Annotated in this window: 16 protein-coding genes; 11 read left to right on the top strand and 5 right to left on the bottom strand. The window is 77.5% G+C overall.

Annotated features, from left to right (window positions below; all coding sequences use genetic code 11):
* Positions 1-18: 18 nt before the first annotated feature.
* Positions 19-693: a deoxyribose-phosphate aldolase gene (gene deoC / locus Q0848_RS02355; protein WP_299034251.1), complete on the bottom strand. Its 675-nt coding sequence runs from the start codon at positions 691-693 to the stop codon at positions 19-21.
* A 371-nt stretch (positions 694-1,064) separates the two neighbouring features.
* Here deoC and Q0848_RS02350 point away from each other — a divergent pair, with 371 nt between their 5' ends.
* From Q0848_RS02350 to crtI (Q0848_RS02315), 8 genes are all read left to right on the top strand, one after another.
* Positions 1,065-1,220, top strand: coding sequence for a four-helix bundle copper-binding protein (locus Q0848_RS02350; protein WP_299034249.1), 156 nt, complete (start codon positions 1,065-1,067; stop codon positions 1,218-1,220).
* A gap of 357 nt (positions 1,221-1,577) precedes the next feature.
* Positions 1,578-2,249 carry an SPFH domain-containing protein gene (locus Q0848_RS02345; protein ID WP_299034246.1) on the top strand — a complete coding sequence of 224 codons (672 nt, stop codon included), beginning with the start codon at positions 1,578-1,580 and terminating at the stop codon, positions 2,247-2,249.
* An 81-nt stretch (positions 2,250-2,330) separates the two neighbouring features.
* A complete protein-coding gene (locus tag Q0848_RS02340) occupies positions 2,331-3,050 on the top strand; it encodes a monooxygenase (protein WP_299034243.1) in 720 nt (239 codons plus the stop codon).
* 23 nt (positions 3,051-3,073) lie between these two features.
* Positions 3,074-3,982, top strand: coding sequence for a carotenoid biosynthesis protein (locus Q0848_RS02335; protein WP_299034240.1), 909 nt, complete (start codon positions 3,074-3,076; stop codon positions 3,980-3,982).
* 56 nt (positions 3,983-4,038) lie between these two features.
* The gene (locus Q0848_RS02330) at positions 4,039-5,208 is read left to right on the top strand and encodes a glycosyltransferase family 2 protein (protein WP_299034237.1); all 1,170 of its coding nucleotides are present in this window, start codon (positions 4,039-4,041) and stop codon (positions 5,206-5,208) included.
* Positions 5,209-5,421: 213 nt separating this feature from the next.
* Positions 5,422-8,025 (top strand): alpha-L-arabinofuranosidase C-terminal domain-containing protein, encoded by a 2,604-nt coding sequence (locus tag Q0848_RS02325; protein ID WP_299034234.1) that lies wholly within the window; start codon positions 5,422-5,424, stop codon positions 8,023-8,025.
* Between the two features lie 107 nt (positions 8,026-8,132).
* Positions 8,133-8,690: a hypothetical protein gene (locus Q0848_RS02320; protein WP_299034232.1), complete on the top strand. Its 558-nt coding sequence runs from the start codon at positions 8,133-8,135 to the stop codon at positions 8,688-8,690.
* A complete protein-coding gene (gene crtI, locus Q0848_RS02315; protein ID WP_299034229.1) occupies positions 8,690-10,237 on the top strand; it encodes an NAD(P)/FAD-dependent oxidoreductase in 1,548 nt (515 codons plus the stop codon). The genes Q0848_RS02320 and crtI (Q0848_RS02315) overlap by 1 nt, the downstream gene beginning before the upstream one ends.
* A gap of 250 nt (positions 10,238-10,487) precedes the next feature.
* Here crtI (Q0848_RS02315) and Q0848_RS02310 read toward each other — a convergent pair whose 3' ends face one another.
* From Q0848_RS02310 to Q0848_RS02295, 4 genes are all read right to left on the bottom strand, one after another.
* Positions 10,488-12,065, bottom strand: a complete 1,578-nt coding sequence (locus Q0848_RS02310; protein WP_366146382.1) for a DEAD/DEAH box helicase — start codon at positions 12,063-12,065, stop codon at positions 10,488-10,490.
* A gap of 345 nt (positions 12,066-12,410) precedes the next feature.
* Positions 12,411-13,520: an acyltransferase gene (locus tag Q0848_RS02305; protein ID WP_299034223.1), complete on the bottom strand. Its 1,110-nt coding sequence runs from the start codon at positions 13,518-13,520 to the stop codon at positions 12,411-12,413.
* Positions 13,517-14,245: a CDP-alcohol phosphatidyltransferase family protein gene (locus Q0848_RS02300; protein WP_299034221.1), complete on the bottom strand. Its 729-nt coding sequence runs from the start codon at positions 14,243-14,245 to the stop codon at positions 13,517-13,519. Before Q0848_RS02300 ends, Q0848_RS02305 begins: the two co-directional genes overlap by 4 nt.
* A 5-nt stretch (positions 14,246-14,250) precedes the next feature.
* Positions 14,251-15,276, bottom strand: a complete 1,026-nt coding sequence (locus tag Q0848_RS02295; RefSeq protein ID WP_299034219.1) for a methylenetetrahydrofolate reductase — start codon at positions 15,274-15,276, stop codon at positions 14,251-14,253.
* A gap of 184 nt (positions 15,277-15,460) precedes the next feature.
* Between Q0848_RS02295 and Q0848_RS02290 the strand changes: the two genes are divergently transcribed.
* The 3 genes from Q0848_RS02290 to Q0848_RS02280 all read left to right on the top strand — a co-directional run bounded on the left by Q0848_RS02290 (position 15,461) and on the right by Q0848_RS02280 (position 19,297).
* Complete coding sequence (locus tag Q0848_RS02290) at positions 15,461-16,537, top strand: polyprenyl synthetase family protein (RefSeq protein WP_299034216.1); 1,077 nt, start codon at positions 15,461-15,463, stop codon at positions 16,535-16,537.
* Positions 16,538-16,778: 241 nt separating this feature from the next.
* On the top strand, positions 16,779-18,293 hold the full coding sequence (crtI, locus tag Q0848_RS02285; protein ID WP_366146381.1) for a phytoene desaturase family protein: 1,515 nt from the start codon (positions 16,779-16,781) through the stop codon (positions 18,291-18,293).
* Positions 18,290-19,297, top strand: a complete 1,008-nt coding sequence (locus tag Q0848_RS02280) for a phytoene/squalene synthase family protein (protein WP_299034210.1) — start codon at positions 18,290-18,292, stop codon at positions 19,295-19,297. Before crtI (Q0848_RS02285) ends, Q0848_RS02280 begins: the two co-directional genes overlap by 4 nt.
* Positions 19,298-19,332 lie beyond the last annotated feature (35 nt).

Here is a 19,332-nt window from a genome sequence, read left to right as displayed (position 1 = left end):
CCCGGGACGGCCCGGCGCTCACGCCGGGGTCCCGTCGAGCACCGCGGCGCTGGCCGAGAGCCCGAGCCGCGTGGCGCCGGCGGCGACCATCGCGGCCGCCTGCTCCGCCGTGCGGATGCCGCCGCTGGCCTTGACGCCGAGGCGCCCGCCGACCGTCTCGGCCATGAGCCGCACGGCGTGCTCGCTGGCCCCGCCGCTCGGGTGGAAGCCGGTGGAGGTCTTCACGAAGTCGGCGCCCGCCTCCTCCGCCGCCCGGCAGGCCGCGACGACGGCGTCGTCCTCGAGCGCCGCGGACTCGATGATGACCTTGAGGACGCCCGGCGCCGGCACCGCGGCGCGCACCGCAGCGATGTCGGCGCGCACGGCGTCCCACAGCCCCGCGCGGGCCGCGCCCACGTCGATGACCATGTCGACCTCGTGCGCGCCGTCGGCGACGGCGCGGGCCGCCTCGGCGGCCTTGACCTCGCTGGCGTGCTTGCCCGAGGGGAAGCCGCAGACGGTGGCGACGACGAGGTCGCCGGTCTCCTCCAGCGGCAGCGCGGACGGCGAGACGCACACGGCCAGGACGCCGAGCGCGCGGGCCTCGGCGACGAGCGCCGCGACGTCCGCGGGCGCGGCCTCGGGCTTGAGGAGCGTGTGGTCGACCATCGCGGCGATCTGCGCGCGGCCCAGGGCGCTCGTGGTGGCTGTCATGACGGCATCCTGGCAGCCGGCGCCGACACCCCGCCCGCGCGGGCGCGGGCCGCGGGTGCGCGCCGGCGCCCGCGCCCCGGCCTGGCCGGGCTCCGGCGCACCGCCGGAGCGCCCCGACGCCCGGGGGCCCGTGACCGTCGCCGCCGCCCTGGCCGCCCACCCCAGCCCCTCACCGCAGCTGGACCTGCTCGCGGCCGCCGTCCAGGCCGTGCTCGACTGCTCGCAGGCCTGCACCGCGGGCGCCGTCGCCTGCCTGTCCGAGGCCGACGACGCCCCAGAAGACGGTGCGTCAGCACGGACCTGGGCTGCGCCGACGTCTGCGCGGCGACCGCCCGCGTGCTCTCGCGCCAGAGCACCCGCGTCACGGAGGTGTGCGCTCACTGCTCCTGGCCACCGTCGCCGCCGCCACCACCTGCGGCGAGGAGTGCGCCTCCCACGCCGGCCACCACGGGCACTGCCGGCTGTGCGCCGAGGCGTGCGGGGCGTGCGCCCGGGCGTGCCGCGCGCTGCTCGACACGCTCGTCTGAGCGCCCTCGCCGCCTGCGCCGTCCGGGGGACGTCGGACGGCGGGCCCCCGGCCGGACCGGGAAAGGCGGTGCGCGACCCGCGCGAGGGGTCGTAGCGTCCGGCGCGTCCGGGCAGCAGCCGGGCGGCGTCGCCGCCGCGGGTCCTGCAGGTCGGCCCGGACCGCCACCAGGCGATGCGCTCACGGACGCACGGGTTCGACTCCCACCGGTGCGGCCGGCGCGGCACCCCCGGCGGCGCGGTCAGCGGCGTCCCCGTCGAGGGGCGCCCCCCGCGCCGGCGCGCCGCACCGGTCGCACCCCGGGCCGAGCCCGGCTCCTGCGCGTCCCCGGGGCGCCGGAGGAGCGGAGGGCGAGGACGTGCGGGTCGTCGTGCACGGCTGGGAGCGGGTGCTGCGCTACCGCGACGGCGCCCTCGTCGAGGTGCTCGGCCCCGGCGCGCACCGGCGGCCCCGGTGGCGCACGCGGTGGGAGCGCGTGGACACCCGGCCCCGCTCCGTCGTGCTCTCCGCGCAGGAGGTCGCCACCGCCGAGGGGCTGTCGGTGCGCTGCTCCCTCGTGGCCGACGTCGCCGTGGTCGACCCCCAGCGCTGGATCGAGGCGGTCCAGGACGCCGACGACCTCGTCCACGTGACCCTCCAGCTCGGCCTGCGGGACGCCGTGACGAGCCGCGGGTACGACGACCTCCTCGCCGCGCGCGCCGGTCTCGGGGAGGAGGTCCGCGCCCTCGTCGCCGACCCCCTGGCCGAGGTCGGCGCCGTCTGCCGGCGGGCGGCCCTGCGCGACCTCTCGGCGCCGGCGGAGGTCCGCCAGGCGGCCGCCGAGGCGGTGACCGCGCGCGCGCTCGGCCTGGCCTCCCTCGAGCGGGCGCGCGCGGAGGTGGCCGCCACGCGGGCGCTCGCCAACGCGGCCCGGCTGGTCGCCGGCTCCCCGGGGCTGCTGGAGCTGCGGACGCTGCAGGCCGTCGAGGCGAGCGGCGGCACCGTCGTCCTCCACGGGGCGGGCGCACCCGCCGAGGGGCCCGCTCGCTGAGGTCCCCGCCCGCTGAGGTCCCCGCCCGCTGGGGCCCCGGCCCGCTGAGGGGCGGGAGGGGTGTCCGCCTACCCTCGCCCCGTGGGCGGAGCAGCGGGAGCGCGGGACGACGTCCCGGCGCTCGTCACGCTCCACGTCTGGGGGGTGGGCCCGGCCGCGGTCCCCGCCGCGCTCGGGCGGATGGCGCTGGACCGCGCCCTGCTGCGCCGCAGCGGCGCCCGGTGGACGAAGCTGCTCGGCACCGGGTCGGGGCGCACCTTCACCGCGCGCGACGCCGACCCCCTGCACTGGGGGCTCCTGGCCGCCTGGGACTCCCCCGGCGACGCCGCCTGGTTCGAGCGCTCGGCGACCGCCCGCGCGTGGGGCCGCCTGGCGCAGGAGCGGCTCCGCCTGGCCATGACGCCGGTCGCCAGCCGCGGGCGCTGGGGCGGCCTCGCGCCCTTCGGCGACCCGCCCCCGCGCCGTCCCCCGGCGGACGCGCCCGTCGTGAGCATCACCCGGGCCCGCGTGCGGCTGGGCTCGTGGCGCACCTTCACCCGCGCCGTGCCACCGGTCTCGGACGACCTCTCGGCGGTGGACGGCCTGCGGATGGCGATCGGCGTCGGCGAGGCGCCCGTGGGCCTGCAGGGCACCGTGAGCCTGTGGCGCGACAGCGCCGCGCTGACGGCCTTCGCGCACGGCCGAGCGCCCCACCGCGCCGTCGTCGAGCGGACGCCGCGGGAGGACTGGTACGCCGAGGAGCTCTTCGCCCGCTTCGCCGTGACGTCGCTCGAGGGCACGCTCGCCGGGCGCGAGCCCTGACCGAGCCGCCTACTCTTCGGCTGGTGGTCACGACGAAGTCCTCGGAGCGCCCGACGGCGACGGGCAGGCGCCCGCGCTCGCGCCTCGGCGTGGTCTCCCTCGTCCTCGCCGGCGCCGCGGTGCTGGCCCAGGTGGCCCACCCGCTGCTGTCCGGCACCGCGCTGCACACCACCACGATGGCGGCCGTCGCGCTGTTCGCCGCCGCCGTCCTCGCCGACGCCGCCCGGCGCTTCGGCGTCCCCGCCGCGGCCGCCGTGCTCGTGGTCGCCGGCGGCCTCGGGCTCGTGGCCGAGGCGGTCGGGACGGCGACCGGGTGGCCGTTCGGGGAGTACTCCTACGCCGGGACGCTGGGGCCCCAGGTGCTCGACGTCCCCGTCGTCGTGCCGCTGGCCTGGACGATGATGGCCTACCCGATGCTGCTCGCCGGGCGCACGCTCGCCCCTCCGGGCAGCTGGACCGCCGTCCCCGTCGCCGCGGTCGGGCTCGCCTCCTGGGACCTCTTCCTCGACCCGATGATGGTCGCCGAGGGCCACTGGGCCTGGGCCGACCCGACCCCCGCCCTCCCCGGCGTCCCCGGGATCCCGCTGACGAACTACCTCGGCTGGCTGCTCGTCGCGCTCGTCATCAGCGCCGTGCTGCACCGCGTCGTCCCGGACCCGCGGCGGACCCCCCGCCGGCGCGAGCAGCCGGCGGCCCCGCGCCGGCTGGTGCGCCACGCGGCCCCGGGCACCGAGCGCGCGCGCGGCTCGGCCGAGCTGGCCGTCCCCAGCCTCCTGCTCGGCTGGACCTGGCTCGGCTCGACGGTCGACGCGGTGGTCTTCTCCGGCCGGCCGTGGGCGGGGCTGTGGGGCTTCGTCGTCATGGGCGCCGTCGTCGCGCCGACCCTCGCGCACTGGCTGTGGGCCGCCGGCCCGATGCGCCGCCGGCGATGAGCGCGCCCCCGTCCGTGATCGCCCGTCCGTGAGCGCCCGTCCGTGATCGCCCGCTCGTGAGCCGCGTCCGCGGCACGCGCTCGCTCGGCGTGCTCCCCCGGGCCGGGCGCGGGCTCGTCGCCGCGACGTCGGCCGTCTCGACGGCGCTGCTGGCGCACACGTGCGCCAACGCGCTGCTGCTGCGCCGACCCGCCGCCGACCCGCCGCCGGTCCGCGGGGCCGTGAGCGTCCTGCTGCCGGTGCGCGACGAGGCGCACCAGGTCGCCGCGTGCCTGGCCGCCGTGCGGGCCCAGCGCGGCGTCCCGGACCTGGAGGTGCTGGTCCTCGACGACGCCAGCGGCGACGGCACCGCGGAGGCCGCCCGCGCCGCGGCGGACGGCGACCCGCGGGTCCGCGTCCTGGCCGGTCGCCCCGCCCCGGCCGGGTGGCTCGGCAAGACGTGGGCGTGCGCCCAGCTCGCCGAGGCCGCCGGCGGGGACGTCCTGGTCTTCGTGGACGCCGACGTCCGCCTGGCGATCGGCGCGGTCGCGGCCGCCGTGGACCAGCTGCGCCGCAGCGGGCTCGACCTGGTCTCCCCCTACCCCCGCCAGGTCGCCGTCACGCCCGGCGAGCGCCTGGTCCAGCCCTTGCTGCAGTGGTCGTGGCTCGCGACCCTGCCGCTGCGCCTGGCCGAGCGCTCGCCGCGCCCCTCGCTGTCGGCCGCCAACGGCCAGCTGCTCGTCGTCGACGCCGCCCGCTACCGGGCGGCGGGCGGGCACGCGGCGGTGCGCGGCGACGTCCTCGACGACGTCGCGCTCGTCCGCGCCGTGAAGGCCGCGGGCGGGCGCGGCGGCGTGACCGACGGGACGGCGCTCGCCACGTGCCGCATGTACGACGGCTGGCCCGCGGTGCGCGACGGCTACGCCAAGTCGCTGTGGAGCGCGGGCGGCTCCCCCGGGCGCTCGCTCGTCCTCGCCGCGGGCCTGGCAGCGCTCGGGGTCGCCCCGCTCGCGGGGGCGCTGGCGGGCTCGCGGGCGGGCGCACTGGGCCTCGCCGCCGGCGTCGCCTCGCGGGTGGTCGCCGCGCGCCGGACCGGCGGCCGGGCCTGGCCGGACGCCGCCGCGCACCCGGCGTCGCTCGTCGTGCTGGCCGCGCTCGTCGTGCGCTCCGTCCGCGGGCACCGCCGCGGCGACCTGGAGTGGAAGGGCCGCCGCCTCCCCTCACCGCCGCACGGCCGCGGGCGCTGACCGGGGGACCGGCGCGGCCGAGACCCGCGCCGACGACGACGCGACGCCCGCACCGGTGGATCGGCCGCGCGCGCGGCACCCGTTGACCGATGTCCTTCTCGTCGGCTATCAATCGGTCTATCCCCCTCTGACCGCGGCACACCGCAGTGCGGCGAAGGTGAGCGCTCACATGAGTCCACCGGGGGGTCCGGACGACCACCCAGGAGAGCGACGATGACGTCCCACGACCTGCCCGCACCCCGCCCCGCGCGCCCGAGCGGCGCAGGGCGCACCGGAGGGCGCACCCGGGCCACCGCCGTGGCCGCCCTGCTGCTCGGCGGGGTCCTGCTGCCCCTCCCCGCCTCCACGGCGGCGCCCGTCGAGCCGGCCGAGTACGACATCTCGCTCACCGGCGGGGCGGACGGCCCCGAGATCTCCGACTCGATGTACGGGATCTTCTACGAGGACATCAACTGGGCCGCGGACGGCGGGCTGTACGCCGAGCTCGTCCGCAACCGCTCCTTCGAGTTCTCCCCCGAGGACAACGCCGCCTACGGCCCTCTGACGGGCTACCGCGAGGTCCGCACCGGGGGCAGCCGCGGCACCGTCCAGGTCGTCGACGACGACCAGCGGCTCAACGAGCGCAACCGCACCTACCTGCAGCTCGACCTCGGCGAGGGCCGCGGGCAGACGGGGGTGCGCAACGAGGGCTTCACCGAGGGCATGCCGGTCGTGAAGGGCGAGCGCTACACCTTCTCGGTGTGGGCGCGCACCGACGCCGCGGGCGGCACCCCGCTGACGGTCACCCTGCGCAGCGCCTCCGGGCTCACCGCCCTGTCCAAGCCCCTGCATCTGCAGGTCACCGGGGACGGCTGGGCGAAGTACACCGGCGAGGTGCGGGCCCGCAGCACGACGAACGACGCCCGGCTCCAGGTGCTGGCCGGCGGGGGCGGCACCGTCCGCCTGGACATGGTCTCCCTCATGCCGCAGGACACCTTCAAGGGCCGCCAGAACGGCCTGCGCAAGGACCTCGCCGAGAAGATCGCCGCGCTCGAGCCCGGCTTCCTGCGCTTCCCCGGGGGCTGCCTGGTCAACACCGGCAGCATGGAGGGCTACGACGAGGCGTCCGGGTACGAGCGCCAGCGCTCCTACCAGTGGAAGGACACCGTCGGGCCGGTCGAGGAGCGGGCCACCAACGCCAACTTCTGGGGCTACAACCAGACCTACGGCCTGGGCTACTTCGAGTACTTCCAGTTCGCCGAGGACCTCGGCGCGATGCCGCTGCCGGTCGTGCCCGCGCTCGTCACGGGCTGCGGCCAGAACCGCGCCACCGACGACCCCGAGCTCCTGGCGCGCCACATCCAGGACACCCTCGACCTCATCGAGTTCGCGAACGGCGACGCCTCCACCGAGTGGGGCGGCCTGCGCGCGGAGATGGGCCACCCGGAGCCCTTCGGCCTCACGCACATCGGCGTCGGCAACGAGGAGAACCTCGCGGACGCCTACTTCGCCAACTTCCTCGCCTTCCGCGAGGCCATCGAGGCGGCCCACCCCGAGATCGTCGTCGTGGGCAACAGCGGGCCGGACGACGAGGGGCGCAACTTCGACCGGCTCTGGCAGCTCAACCGCGACGCCGGCACCGAGATGGTCGACGAGCACTACTACAACAGCCCCTCCTGGTTCCTCCAGAACAACGAGCGCTACGACGCCTACGACCGCGAGGGCCCGGACGTCTTCCTCGGCGAGTACGCCTCCCAGGGCCAGCAGTGGCGCAACGCCCTGGCCGAGGCCTCGTTCATGACCGGCCTGGAGCGCAACGCGGACGTCGTCAAGCTGGCGTCCTACGCCCCGCTGCTCGCCTCGGAGGGCCACGACCAGTGGTTCCCCAACCTGATCTGGTTCGACGACGACAGCGTCTGGGGCACCCCCAGCTACGAGAACCAGAAGCTGTTCATGACCAACGTCGGCGACCGCGTCGTCCCCAGCACGGCCTCCAGCAGCGAGGTCGTCACCCGCCCCGTCCGGGGCGCCGTCGGCCTGTCGACGTGGCTGACGAGCGCGGCCTACGACGACGTCCGGGTCACCTCCGCCGACGGCGAGGTGCTGCTGGACGACGACTTCGCCGACGGCGCCGGCGCCTGGTCGGTGCTCGGCGGCACGGGCGCCTGGTCGGTGCAGGACGGCGAGTACGTGCAGAGCAGCCTGACGAGCGAGGGCGGGCTGGTGAGCGCCGGGGACGAGTCGTGGACCGACTACGACCTCGAGCTGACGGCGCGCAAGACCGCCGGCGCGGAGGGCTTCCTCGTGGCCTTCGGCGTCCAGGGCACCGGCGACTACTACTGGTGGAACCTGGGCGGCTTCGGCAACACGCGCTCGCTCGTGGAGAAGGCGGAGGGCGGCGGCAAGTCCACGGTCTTCGAGGGCGACACCGTGCGCACCATCGAGGCCGGGCGCGACTACGACCTCAAGGTCTCCGTGCGCGGGCGGACGGTGACGATGTACGTCGACGGCCAGGAGTGGGGCAGCTTCACCGACGACGCGGTCGCCGAGCCCTTCCGCCACGTGACCACCTACGACGAGGAGACCGGCGACGTCATCCTCAAGGTGGTCAACGCCCAGGACGTCCCCGCGCGGGCCGACATCGACCTCGGGGACGGCTTCGACTGGGGCCGCACCTCGACCGTCACGACGCTGACGGGCGACCCCGGCGCCGAGCACTCCTCGGACAGCTCGCCCATCGGGCCGGAGGAGCGGCTGCTCGGCATCCGCGGTGACCGGCTCACCTACGACTTCGAGCCGAGCTCGGTGACGTTCCTCCGGATCGCCACCCGCCCCTGAGGGGCGCTGAGGCCCCCGGCACCCCGCCGCGGCGGGGCCCCGGGGGCCTCTCCCGCGCGCCGGCGCGCGCCGGGAGGAGCCGGGGCGCACTGGGCTACCGTGAGCAGGTGGTCACCTCCTCGTCCCCGGGCCCGGCCCGGGCCGCCGCCGCGCTCGTCGTCGCCGCGGCCCTGGGCCTGTCCGGCTGCACGTCCGAGGCAGACCCCGGCACCGTCGCGGAGCCCGTGCCCACCCCCGTGGAGGTCCCCTCCCCGAGCGGGTCCGACCCCGCGGCGAGCCCCGACCCCTCGGCCTCGCCGTCCCCCTCCGACGTCCCGACCGGGTCCCCGACCGGCGTGGCGGTCGGTGAGGTGGCGGAGGGCTTCCCCCTCGACGTGGTGCCCCTGCTGCCCGAGGCCGAGCTGACCCTGTCCAACGCCGTGGTGCAGGAGGGCGGCGGGCGCACCGTGGCGCTGGCCGGTCGCACGTCGCGCAGCGCCGAGGAGGTCGTCGCCTTCTACACCGGGGCCCTCACGGACCAGGGCTTCACGGCCACGACGCCGCCCGGTGTGGAGGGCGCCGTCGTCACCACGTTCTCGCGCGCGGCCGCCGCGGACCTGCTCACGCTCTCGGTCACCTCCTCCGGCGGGCTGCAGGACTTCTCGATCGGCGGCCAGCTCGCCTGATGGCCCGCGTCGTCGTCGTCGGCGCCGGGGCGGCCGGTCTCGCCGTCGCCATGCGCCTGGCCCGCCAGAGGCACGAGGTCCTCGTCCTCGAGGCGGCCGAGGAGGTGGGCGGCAAGCTCGGCTGGGTCGAGCACGACGGCTTCGGCTTCGACACGGGCCCCAGCCTGGTGACGCTGCCCGCCGTGTACCGGGACCTGTTCCTCAAGACCGGGAAGAAGCTCGAGGCCTGCGTCGACCTCGTCCCGCTCGACGTCGCGTGCCGCTACCGCTTCGCCGACGGCACCCGGGTCGACGTGCCCACGGGCTCGCGCGGCGCGCTGCGGCGCGCCCTCGACGAGGCGCTCGGCGAGGGCGCGGGCGCCCAGTGGCTGGCTCTGCTGGAGCGCGGGTCGCGCATCTGGGACCTCTCGCGCGGGCCGTTCCTCACCTCCCCGCTGCGGGGTCTGCGCACCCTGCTGCCCCTCGCGCGGCGCCGCGAGGACCTGCGCACCATCGCGCCGCTCACGTCGCTGCGCGGCCTCGGCGAGCAGCTGCTCGAGCACCCCTCCCTGCGGATGGTCCTCGACCGCTACGCCACCTACTCGGGCTCCGACCCGCGCCGGGCGCCGGCCGCTCTCGCGTCCACGGCCTTCGTCGAGCACGCCTTCGGCTCCTGGTACGTCCGCGGTGGCCTGCGGCGGCTCGTGGTGGCCATGGCCGAGCGGGTCGAGGCGCTCGGTGGCGAGATCCGCTGCGGCGCACCGGTCGAGGAGGTCCTCGTCCGCGGCGGCCGTGCGGCCGGCGTCCGCCTCACCGACGGCGAGGAGGTGGCGGCGGACGTCGTCGTCATGGCCGGCGACGCCGCCGCGCTCTACGGCGTCGGCACCGGGGGGCGGGCCCTCCTGCCGCCCGGCCGGGCGCGGCGGCGCGGCGCGGCCCGCCTGCGACGCACCGAGCCGAGCGCCAGCGGCTTCGTGCTCCTGCTCGCCCTGGAGGGCAGGACGCCGGACCTCCAGCACCACACCGTGCTGTTCCCCGCCGACTACGACGCCGAGTTCGACGCGCTGTCGGGCACCGGCCGCTCCCGCGGGGCGCCGGCACCGGTCGAGGACCCGACGGTCTACATCAGCGCGCCGGACGACCCCGCCACCCGGCCCGACGAGGACTCCGAGGCCTGGTTCGTCCTGGTCAACGCCCCGCGCCACCGCCCCGGTGCACCTCGCGAGGGCGTGGACTGGGACGCCGTCGAGGACGACGGCACCCCGCTGGCCGAGCGGTACGCCGACCACGTGCTCGACGTGATGGCCGCGCGCGGCCTCGACGTCCGGGACCGGGTGCGCTGGCGGGGCGTCCGCACGCCGGCCGACCTCGAGCGGCTCACCGGCAGCGTGGGCGGGTCCATCTACGGCAGCTCCAGCAACGGCGCGCGCGCCGCCTTCCTGCGCCCCTCGAACGAGACCGAGCTGGCGGGCCTGTACTGCGTCGGCGGGTCCAGCCACCCCGGAGGCGGCCTGCCCCTGGTGGGCCTGTCCGCCGAGATCGTCGCGGGGCTGGTCGGCCGCGCCTGACGCCGCGACCGCCACAGCCCCCGGACGGCGAGGCGGGACCGACGTGCCGCGGGACCGGCGCCCCGGACACCACGTGGCACCGACGGGCGAGACCGGGCGCGCCGCCCGGCGTCCGGCCACCGACGGGCGGGGCACGACGCCGCCCCGGCCGCCCGCCCCGCCGTGCGGGGACGGACGCCCCCGCAGACGAGGACACCCGGCCACGACGTCGTCGTGGCCGGGTGTCCTCGGCGCCGGGGCTGCGGTGCGGTCAGCGACCGCCGCGGCGTCCGCCGCTCGCGCGGGAGACGTCGACGACCGAGCGGCGCTGCGCCGGCGGACGAGCCGCCGACCCGCCGCCGGACGAGCCTGCGCCGGAGGAGGACTGGCCGGAGGAGGAGCCGCCGCCCCAGCCGTCGGACGACGACGACCAGGTCTTGGGCGCGCCGCCGCCGCGGCCACCGCCGCCCGCACCGCCACCGCTGGGTCGACGACCGCCGCCGCCGCCGCGCGAGCCGCCGCCCGCGCCGCGAGCACCGCCGCCGGAGGCCGCGCCGCCCGAGGTGGGGCCGCCGCCCGCGCCGCGACCGCGGCCGCGTCGACCGGTCCCGGCGGAGGGCTGCTGGACCGGCGCCGGGGGCGCCGGCTCGACGTGGGGGGCCACCGAGCCGGTGAGCTCGGCGACGACCGGGGAGGAGGCGTCGACGTCGTGCTTGGCGGGCGCGATGCCGGCCAGGCGCACGAGCGTGCGCACGTCGCCGTTCTGCTCGGGCAGCACGAGGGTCACGACGTCGCCGCCCGAGCCGGCGCGGGCGGTGCGCCCGGAGCGGTGCAGGTAGGCCTTGTGCTCCGTGGGCGGGTCGACGTGGACGACGAGCTCGACGTCGTCGACGTGGATGCCCCGCGCCGCGATGTCGGTGGCCACGAGCACCTTGACGTCACCGGTGGAGAAGGCGGCCAGGTTCTCCTGGCGCTTGTTCTGGGACAGGTTGCCCTGCAGGTCGACCGCCGGGATGCCGGAGGCCGTCAGCTGGCGGGCCAGCTTCTTCGCCTGGTGCTTGGTGCGCAGGAACATCATCCGGCGGCCGGTGCCGGAGGCGAGCGTGCGCACGACCTCGGCCTTGGTGTCGGCGTCGCGCACCGAGAGCCAGTGGTGGGTCATCTCCACGACCGGCGAGGTCGCCGGGTCGATGGCGAAGGTGAGGGGCTCGGTGAGGTAGCGGCGCACGAGCACGTCCACGCCGTTGTCGAGCGTCGCCGAGAAGAGCATGCGCTGGCCGACCTCGGGCGTGCGGTCGAGCAGGCGCTTGACGCCGGGCAGGAAGCCGAGGTCGGCCATGTGGTCGGCCTCGTCCAGCACGGTGACCTCGACCTCGTCCAGGCGCAGGTGGCCCTGGCCGATGAGGTCCTCCAGGCGGCCCGGGCAGGCGACGACGACGTCGACCCCGGCCGACAGCGCGGTGACCTGACGGCCCTGGGGCACCCCGCCGAAGATGGTCGTGACCTTCAGGCCGACCGCGGTGGCGAGGGGCTCGAGCGTCGCGGTGATCTGCGTGGCGAGCTCGCGCGTCGGCGCCAGCACGAGACCGCGGGGACGCCCGGGGCTGCGGCGTCCGCCGGCGGTGCCGGCCAGTCGGGCGGCCAGCGGCAGCGCGAAGGCGAGCGTCTTGCCCGACCCCGTGCGCCCGCGGCCGAGGACGTCGCGGCCGGCGAGGGTGTGGGGCAGCGTGACGGCCTGGATGGGGAAGGGCTTCTCGAAGCCGCGACCGGACAGCGAGGTCGCCAGCGGCTGCGGGACGCCCAGCTCGGCGAAGGACTGCTCGACGAGGGCGTCCTCGGAGACGAGCACGGCGCCGGCGAGGTCGTCGGCGGGCGCCGACGGGGCGGGGGCCGGGCGGCCACCGCCGCGCGGGGCACCACCGCTGCGCGGTGCACCGCCGCTGCGCGGGGCACCGCCGCCGCGGCGGGGCGAGCCGCCGCGGGAGGAGGAGGAGGGACGGGACGGACGGGACTCGGGCACAGGTGCCTCTCGGGCCGGAGGTGCGGGCGCCGAGGGGCTCCTCCCGCGGGGGCCGGCGGGCTCGGCGGAGTGCTGCCGAGCCGCTGCCGGAGAGCTGCGGGGGCGGCTCGGCGGGGCGCCGGAGGCGCCGCGGAACTCCCAGTGTGCCTCATCCGGGACCATCGCCCCGTCTCGTCAGCCCGTCCGGGCTCCGGCGGCGCGCCGGGGAGGGCGTCGGGCGGGCTCGCCGAGCACGGCGCGCAGGTAGGGGACCTGCAGCAGCACCCAGGTCAGCGCTGTGGCGGCGACCAGGTGCGCGGGCAGGAGCAGCAGCACCGTCGCGAGCACCTCGGCGAGCGAGTCCGGGGGGCCGGTCAGGGAGCGCAGCCCGTAGACGAGCGCGCCGTGCACGAGGAAGACGCCGAACGCGTAGGGCGCCCACCGGTCCACGGCGCGCGCGACCCGCTCCGGCAGGCGGTCGAGGCCGCGGTGCAGCAGCAGGTAGGCGCAGGCCGAGCCGACGACGACGGTCGGGGAGAGGAAGTCGTAGGCGTAGCGCCCGAGGCTCCCGTAGCCGGCGACCCCCGCGGCCAGAGCCGTGAGCGCGATCGACCCGTAGAGGCCGGCCCGGGCGAGGGCGAGCCCCCGGCCCCGGACGAGGACGTCGCGCAGGCACCAGCCGAGGACGTAGTAGCCCGCGAAGGGCAGGAACTGCGTGGCGGCGTTGGCCTCCCCCACCCCGCCCGCGAAGGCCAGGACCTGGTCGAGCACGCCCAGCGCCAGGAGCACCACCGCGAGCCCCAGGGACATCCGCCACGTGGCGTGGCGCGTCACGACCTTGAGGAACGGCGTGGCGAGGACCAGGCCGGCGAGGACGTAGAGGAAGTACAGCTGCAGGAACGGCGCCCCGCGGGCCACGTCGACGGCGGCGTCGGCCGGCGTCAGGTCGGCGCCGAGCACGACGGCGCGGAAGAGCAGGTAGACGACCGTCCACACCGCGAGCGGCACGCCGATGCGGGCGAGGCGACGGCGGAAGTAGTCGCGCGGGCGGCTCGTGCGCGCGGGGTCGAGCGCCAGCGCGCCGGAGATCATCACGAAGACCGGGACGCACCAGCGGGTCCCGGCGTCGAGGGCGTTGGCCACCCACCAGCCGGCGCTCCCGGTCGGCACGCCGCGTCCCTCCACGACGGGGGCCAGCAGGTGGATCAGGACGACGGCCACGATGGCGACGACGCGGGCGCCGTCCATCCAGCGGGTGCCGGTCGGGCGGGGCGCCCGCTCGGGCACGCGGTCGAGGAGGCTCACGCCGACCCTCCCCCGCCGCCGGAGGTCTCCCGGCCGGCGTCCCGCTCGCTGTCCCGGTCGAGGTCCCGGAGCTGGCGCCGCAGGACGGGGAGCAGCTGCGCCAGCGCGACGACGGCCACGCCGAGAGCGGCCCACGCCCCCACCGCGGCCCACGTCCCCGCCTGCTCGGGACGCGAGCCGGCGACGAGCGCGGCCGCGGACACGACCAGCACGCGCGTGGGCCGCTCCCCCACCGTGACCACGCCGACGTCCTGGACGCCGGCCGCCCCGCCGCGCGCGCGGGCGTACTCGGCGAGCGCGGCGAGCGCCCCCGCGGCCACGAGCACCGGCCCGGGCGCGCCGAGCAGCCACAGCGCGGCCAGGGCGAGCGCGTCGGCGAGCCGGTCGGCGAGCGCGTCGGCCACCGCCCCCCAGGAGCTCGTGGCCCCCCGCAGCACCGCGACACCGCCGTCCAGGCTGTCGACGACGCCCGAGACGAGCACGAGGGCGGGCACGAGCAGCGCCCAGCGCCCGCCGGCGGCCGCGGCGGGGAGCGCGGCCAGCGGCAGCAGGAGGCCCGCGGCCGTCAGCGCCGTCGGCGCGACGCCGGCGCGCGCCAGCGGGAGCGAGAGCGCGTGGACGACCGACAGCCACCAGCGCACGAGGCCCGTGGGCACCGGCGCGCCGTGCAGCGCGGCCCAGCGGCGCAGGTGCTCCTCCCGGTCGGGCAGGTCGCGGGCGCGCACCCGGCTCAGGGCGCCGCGGGCACGGGGTGCGCGGTGCCCGCCGGGGTCGCACCCGTCTGGCTCGCCCCCGCCTGGCTCGCGCCCGCCTGGGCCGGGACGGCTCGGACGGCTGCGGCGGTGCGGTCCTCGTCGCGCAGGCCGAGGGCGCGGACGACCTCCAGCGACGCGGACGAGCGGTTGAGCGTGTACAGGTGCAGCCCCGGGGCGCCCGCCTCGAGGAGCTCGGCGCCGAGCTCGGCCGTCGCCTCGACGCCGACCCGGCGCACCTCCGCGTCCCCGCCGCTGCGCTGCGCCGCCTCGAGCCGCGCGACGAGCGGCGGCGGCACCGGGGCCCCCGAGAGCTTCGCGAAGACGGGGACCTGCTTGAGCGAGGTGATCGCCATGAGCCCGGGCAGCACCGGGATGTCGCAGCCGTGGCCGGCGGCGCGGTCCACGAGCTCGGTCCACAGCCGGGCCTCGTAGAACAGCTGGGTCACCGCGAAGGAGGCGCCCGCGCGGGCCTTCAGCGCCAGCACGCGGGCGTCCTGCTCGGCGTCGGCGGACTCCGGGTGCCGGTGCGGGAAGGCCGCGACGCCCACGGTGAAGCCCCCCAGGGAGCGCAGCAGCTCCACGAGCTCCAGCGCCGTCCCGAGCCCCTGCGGGTGCCGCTCCCACGGAGTCCCGGGGCCGCCTGGCGGGTCCCCGCGCAGCGCCAGCACCGACGACACGCCCGCGTCGGCGTACTCGCCGACGACCCTGCGCAGCTCGGCCCGCGAGGCCGAGACGCACGTGAGGTGGGCGACCGGCGACATGGTGGTCTCGCGCGCGACCGCGCGCGTGGCGCGCACGGTGCGGTCCCGCGTCGACCCGCCGGCGCCGTAGGTCACGGAGACGAACGTGGGCTCGAGGGCCTCCACGCGCCGCAGCGACTCCCAGAGCACGCCCTCCCCGGCGTCGTCGCGCGGGGGGAAGAACTCGAAGGACAGCGACGGCCTGCCGCTGGCGCGCAGGTCCGCCAGCACGTCCTGCAAGGGGGCCCCGCCGGTCACCATGGCCTGAGGCTAGCCGCGCCCGTCCGGGCGCCCCGAGGTGCTCCGGCCCGTGGACGCGCCGAGCCGCCCGCGGCGCCCGACCCCCACAGCTGTGGCCCTGGCGCCTACGCTTCCCGGACGGCGCCCCTCCGGGCGGCGGCAGGCGATCGGGTCCAGCAGCGGGCACGACGGCAGGAGGTCGGACGTGGACGCGCACGCGGCGAGGGCCCAGGCGCTGCGGCGCGGCGTCCAGGCCGAGCTCGACGCCGTGCTCGCCCGTCAGCGGGGCGTGCTCGCCGAGGTGGCCCCCGAGACGGAGCCCCTGGTCGACGCGGTGGCCGACCTCGTGGCCGGGGGGAAGCGGCTGAGACCGTCCTTCTGCGCCTGGGGATACCGGGCCGCGGGCGGGCAGGACGGCGCCGTGGAGGCCCGCGTCGGCGCAGCCCTGGAGCTGTTCCAGGCGGCCGCGCTCATCCACGACGACGTCATGGACGGCTCCGACACCCGCCGGGGCATGCCCGCGCTGCACCGCCGCTTCGCGAACGCCCACGCGGCCGAGGGCTGGAGCGGGTCGTGCGAGCGGTTCGGGGAGGCGGCGGCCATCCTGGCCGGGGACCTCTGCCTGGCCTGGAGCGACGAGACCCTCACGTCCTGCGGCGCCGACCCCGAGCGCCTGGTGGCGGCCCGGCTCGTCTTCGACCGCATGCGCACCCAGCTCATGGCGGGGCAGTACCTCGACGTCCTCGAGCAGGCCTCCGGCGGCGCCCCCGAGGGCGCCGACGACCGCGCCCTGCGCGTGCTGCGGTGGAAGAGCGCCAAGTACACCGTGGAGCACCCGCTGCTGATCGGCGCCGCCCTCGCGGGCGCCGACGCGGCCCAGCGCGCCGCCCTGTCGGCCTACGGGCTCCCCCTCGGCGAGGCGTTCCAGCTCCGCGACGACGTCCTCGGCGTGTACGGCGACCCCGCCGTCACCGGCAAGCCCGCGGGCGACGACCTGCGCGAGGGCAAGCGCACGATGCTCGTCGCCCTCGCCGCCCAGCGCGGCAGCGCGGGGGACGCCGCGCTGCTCGCCTCGCTGCTCGGCGCCCCCGACCTCGACGACGACGGCGTGGCCTCGCTGCAGGACCTCATCGAGCGGACGGGCTCGCTGGCGGCCGTCGAGCAGCTCATCGACGACCTCGTCGCCCGCTCCCGAGCGGCGCTGTCCGGCGCTCCCGTCACCGAGGAGGCCCGCGCGGCGCTGGGAGAGCTCGTGTCCATCGCCACCGCCCGCACCGCCTGACCGCGCGGGGCGCCCCGCCCCGCGCCCCACCGCCTCACCGTGCCGGCCCCGACCCCGCCGACATCCCCCCGGCACCAGCCGCTCCCACGCGAGGACACCCCATGAGCCAGCACCCCGAGGACCGCACGAGCCGCCTGCGCGAGGACGCCCCGTGAGCCCGCTCCTCACCGGCCTCGGCCAGGGCTCCGGCAGCTCCCGCCGCTGGGCCCGCTGGGCCGCCCAGGCCGCCGTCCCCGGCCGGCTGCGCACGACGTCGGGCCCCAGCGACCACGTCGTCGTCGTCGGCGCCGGCCTGGCCGGCCTGTCCGCTGCCATGCGCCTGGCCGGGTCCGGGCGGCGCGTGACCCTGCTCGAGCGCGAGGCCGTCCCGGGCGGCCGCGCCGGCCGCCTGGAGCTGCAGGGCCCCACGGGCACCTACCGGTTCGACCCGGGCCCCACCGTCCTGACGATGCCCGACCTCATCGCCGACTGCTTCGACGCGCTCGGGGAGTCGATGGAGGACTGGCTCACCCTCGACCCTGTCTCCCCGCTGTACCGCGCCCAGTTCGCGGACGGCTCCTCGATGGACGTGCACTCCGACGCCGGCGACATGGCCGCCGAGATCGAGCGCGTCGTCGGTCCCGACGAGGCGAAGGGCTACCTGCGCTACGTCGACTACGTCTCCAAGCTCTACCGCGCGGAGATGCGCGACTTCATCGACACGAACATCGACACCCCGCTCGACCTGGTCACGCCCGACCTCGCGCGCCTCGCCGCCCTCGGCGGCTTCGGCAAGCTCGCGCCGCGGGTCGAGCGCTACCTCAAGGACACCCGGACCCAGCGGGCGTTCTCCTTCCAGGCGCTCTACGCGGGCCTGTCGCCCTACGACGCCCTCGCCCTGTACGCCGTCATCGCCTACATGGACTCGGTCGCGGGCGTGTACTTCCCCCGCGGCGGCGTGGCCGCCGTCCCCGAGGCCATGGCCGGGGCGCTGGAGGCCCACGGCGTCGACATCCGGTACAGCACCCCGGTGGCCTCGGTGGAGCACAGCGGCGGTCGGGCGAGCGCCGTCATCACCGAGGGCGGCGAGCGCATCCCCTGCGACGCCGTCGTCCTCAACCCCGACCTCCCGGTCGCCTACCGCGACCTGCTGGGCGTCGAGAGCCGCACGTCGAAGCGGATGACGTACTCGCCGTCCTGCTACCTCATGCTCGCCGGCTCGACGGCGCACTACCCGGACGCCGCCCACCACACGATCTCCTTCGGGCACGCCTGGGAGGAGGTGTTCGCCGAGCTGACCGGCGGCCGGCTCATGAGCGACCCCAGCGTCCTGATCTCCACCCCCTCGGTCTCGGACCCGACCGCGGCGCCGGAGGGGCGGCACACCTACTACGTGCTCTTCCCGACGCCCAACCTCCAGAGCGCCCCCGACCTGGACTGGGAGCGCATCGGCCCGCACTACCGCGAGCACGTGCTGCGGACCATGGAGTCGCGGGGCTTCCCGGGCTTCGGGGACGGCATCGAGGTCGAGGACGTCACGACGCCGCTGGACTGGCAGCGCCGCGGCATGGAGGCGGGGGCGCCGTTCGCGGCCTCGCACGCCTTCAGCCAGACCGGGCCCTTCCGGCCGGGCAACATGTGGGGCGAGAACGTCGTCTTCACCGGCTCGGGCACCCAGCCCGGCGTGGGCGTGCCCATGGTGCTCGTCTCGGGCCGGCTGGCCGCCGAGCGCATCACCGGCAAGGTGCCCGGCTACCGCTCGCGGGCCTACCGGTGAGCGGGGCGACGACGACCGTCGGCGTGCGGGCGCCCGCGCACGGCCGCTACCGGGTCGGGGAGCGCTCGCTCGACGCGGCCGGCATCTCCGACGCCGGCCTGCGCGCCGACTTCCAGGAGTGCCGCCGGCTGCACGCCGAGCACGGGCGCACGTACTACCTCGCGACGACGCTGCTGCCGCCGGCCAAGCGCCCCTGGGTGTGGGCGCTGTACGGCTTCGCGCGCTACGCCGACGAGTTCGTCGACAGCCTCACCTCCCCCGACCCCGACGCGCTCGTGCGCTTCGAGGAGGAGTTCTGGCTCGGCCTGGACGGCGCGCGCGCCGGCGGCACGGCGCCGGACGCCGTGAGCCGGGCCATGGCGCTGACCATGGAGCGCTGGGACATCCCCCGGGTGCACGTGCGCGCGTTCCTCGCCTCGATGCGCATGGACATCACCGAGACCGGCTACGCGACGTGGGCCGACCTCGTGGAGTACATGCACGGGTCCGCGGCCGTCATCGGGCTGCAGATGCTGCCGGTCCTGGAGCCGCTGCCCGGGCTGGAGGAGCCGGCGGCCCGGTGCGCGCGCACCCTCGGCGAGGCCTTCCAGATGTCGAACTTCATCCGCGACGTCGGCGAGGACCTCGAGCGCGGCCGCGTGTACCTGCCGCAGGAGGACCTCGACGCCTGCGGCGTCGACCGCGACGAGCTGTGGCACTGCCGCCGGTCGGCGTCGCTGACGCCCGGCGTGCGCACGCTGCTGCAGCTCGAGGTGGCCCGCACGCGCGAGCTGTACGCGCGCGCCGCGCCGGGCGTGGGGATGCTCGACCCCACGACCCGCGACGCCATCGCCTGCGCCGAGGAGCTCTACGGCGGGATCCTCGGCGCCGTCGAGGACGCCGACCTGCGGGTGCTGCACCGGCGCGTCTCCGTGCCGACGCCCCGGCGACTGCGCGTGGCGCTGCCCGCGCTGGCCCGCGCGCGGCGCGCGCGGCGCGACGAGCGGGCCTGGCGCAGCGCCTGACCCCGCCCGGACCGCCGCGGGGGTGGGGTCAGGGG

This window comes from uncultured Pseudokineococcus sp. (assembly GCF_947495735.1).
Lineage (GTDB): Bacteria > Actinomycetota > Actinomycetes > Actinomycetales > Quadrisphaeraceae > Pseudokineococcus.
The sequence above is the reverse complement of the archived record's forward strand: the minus strand, read 5'-3'. Positions and strand labels throughout refer to the sequence as shown.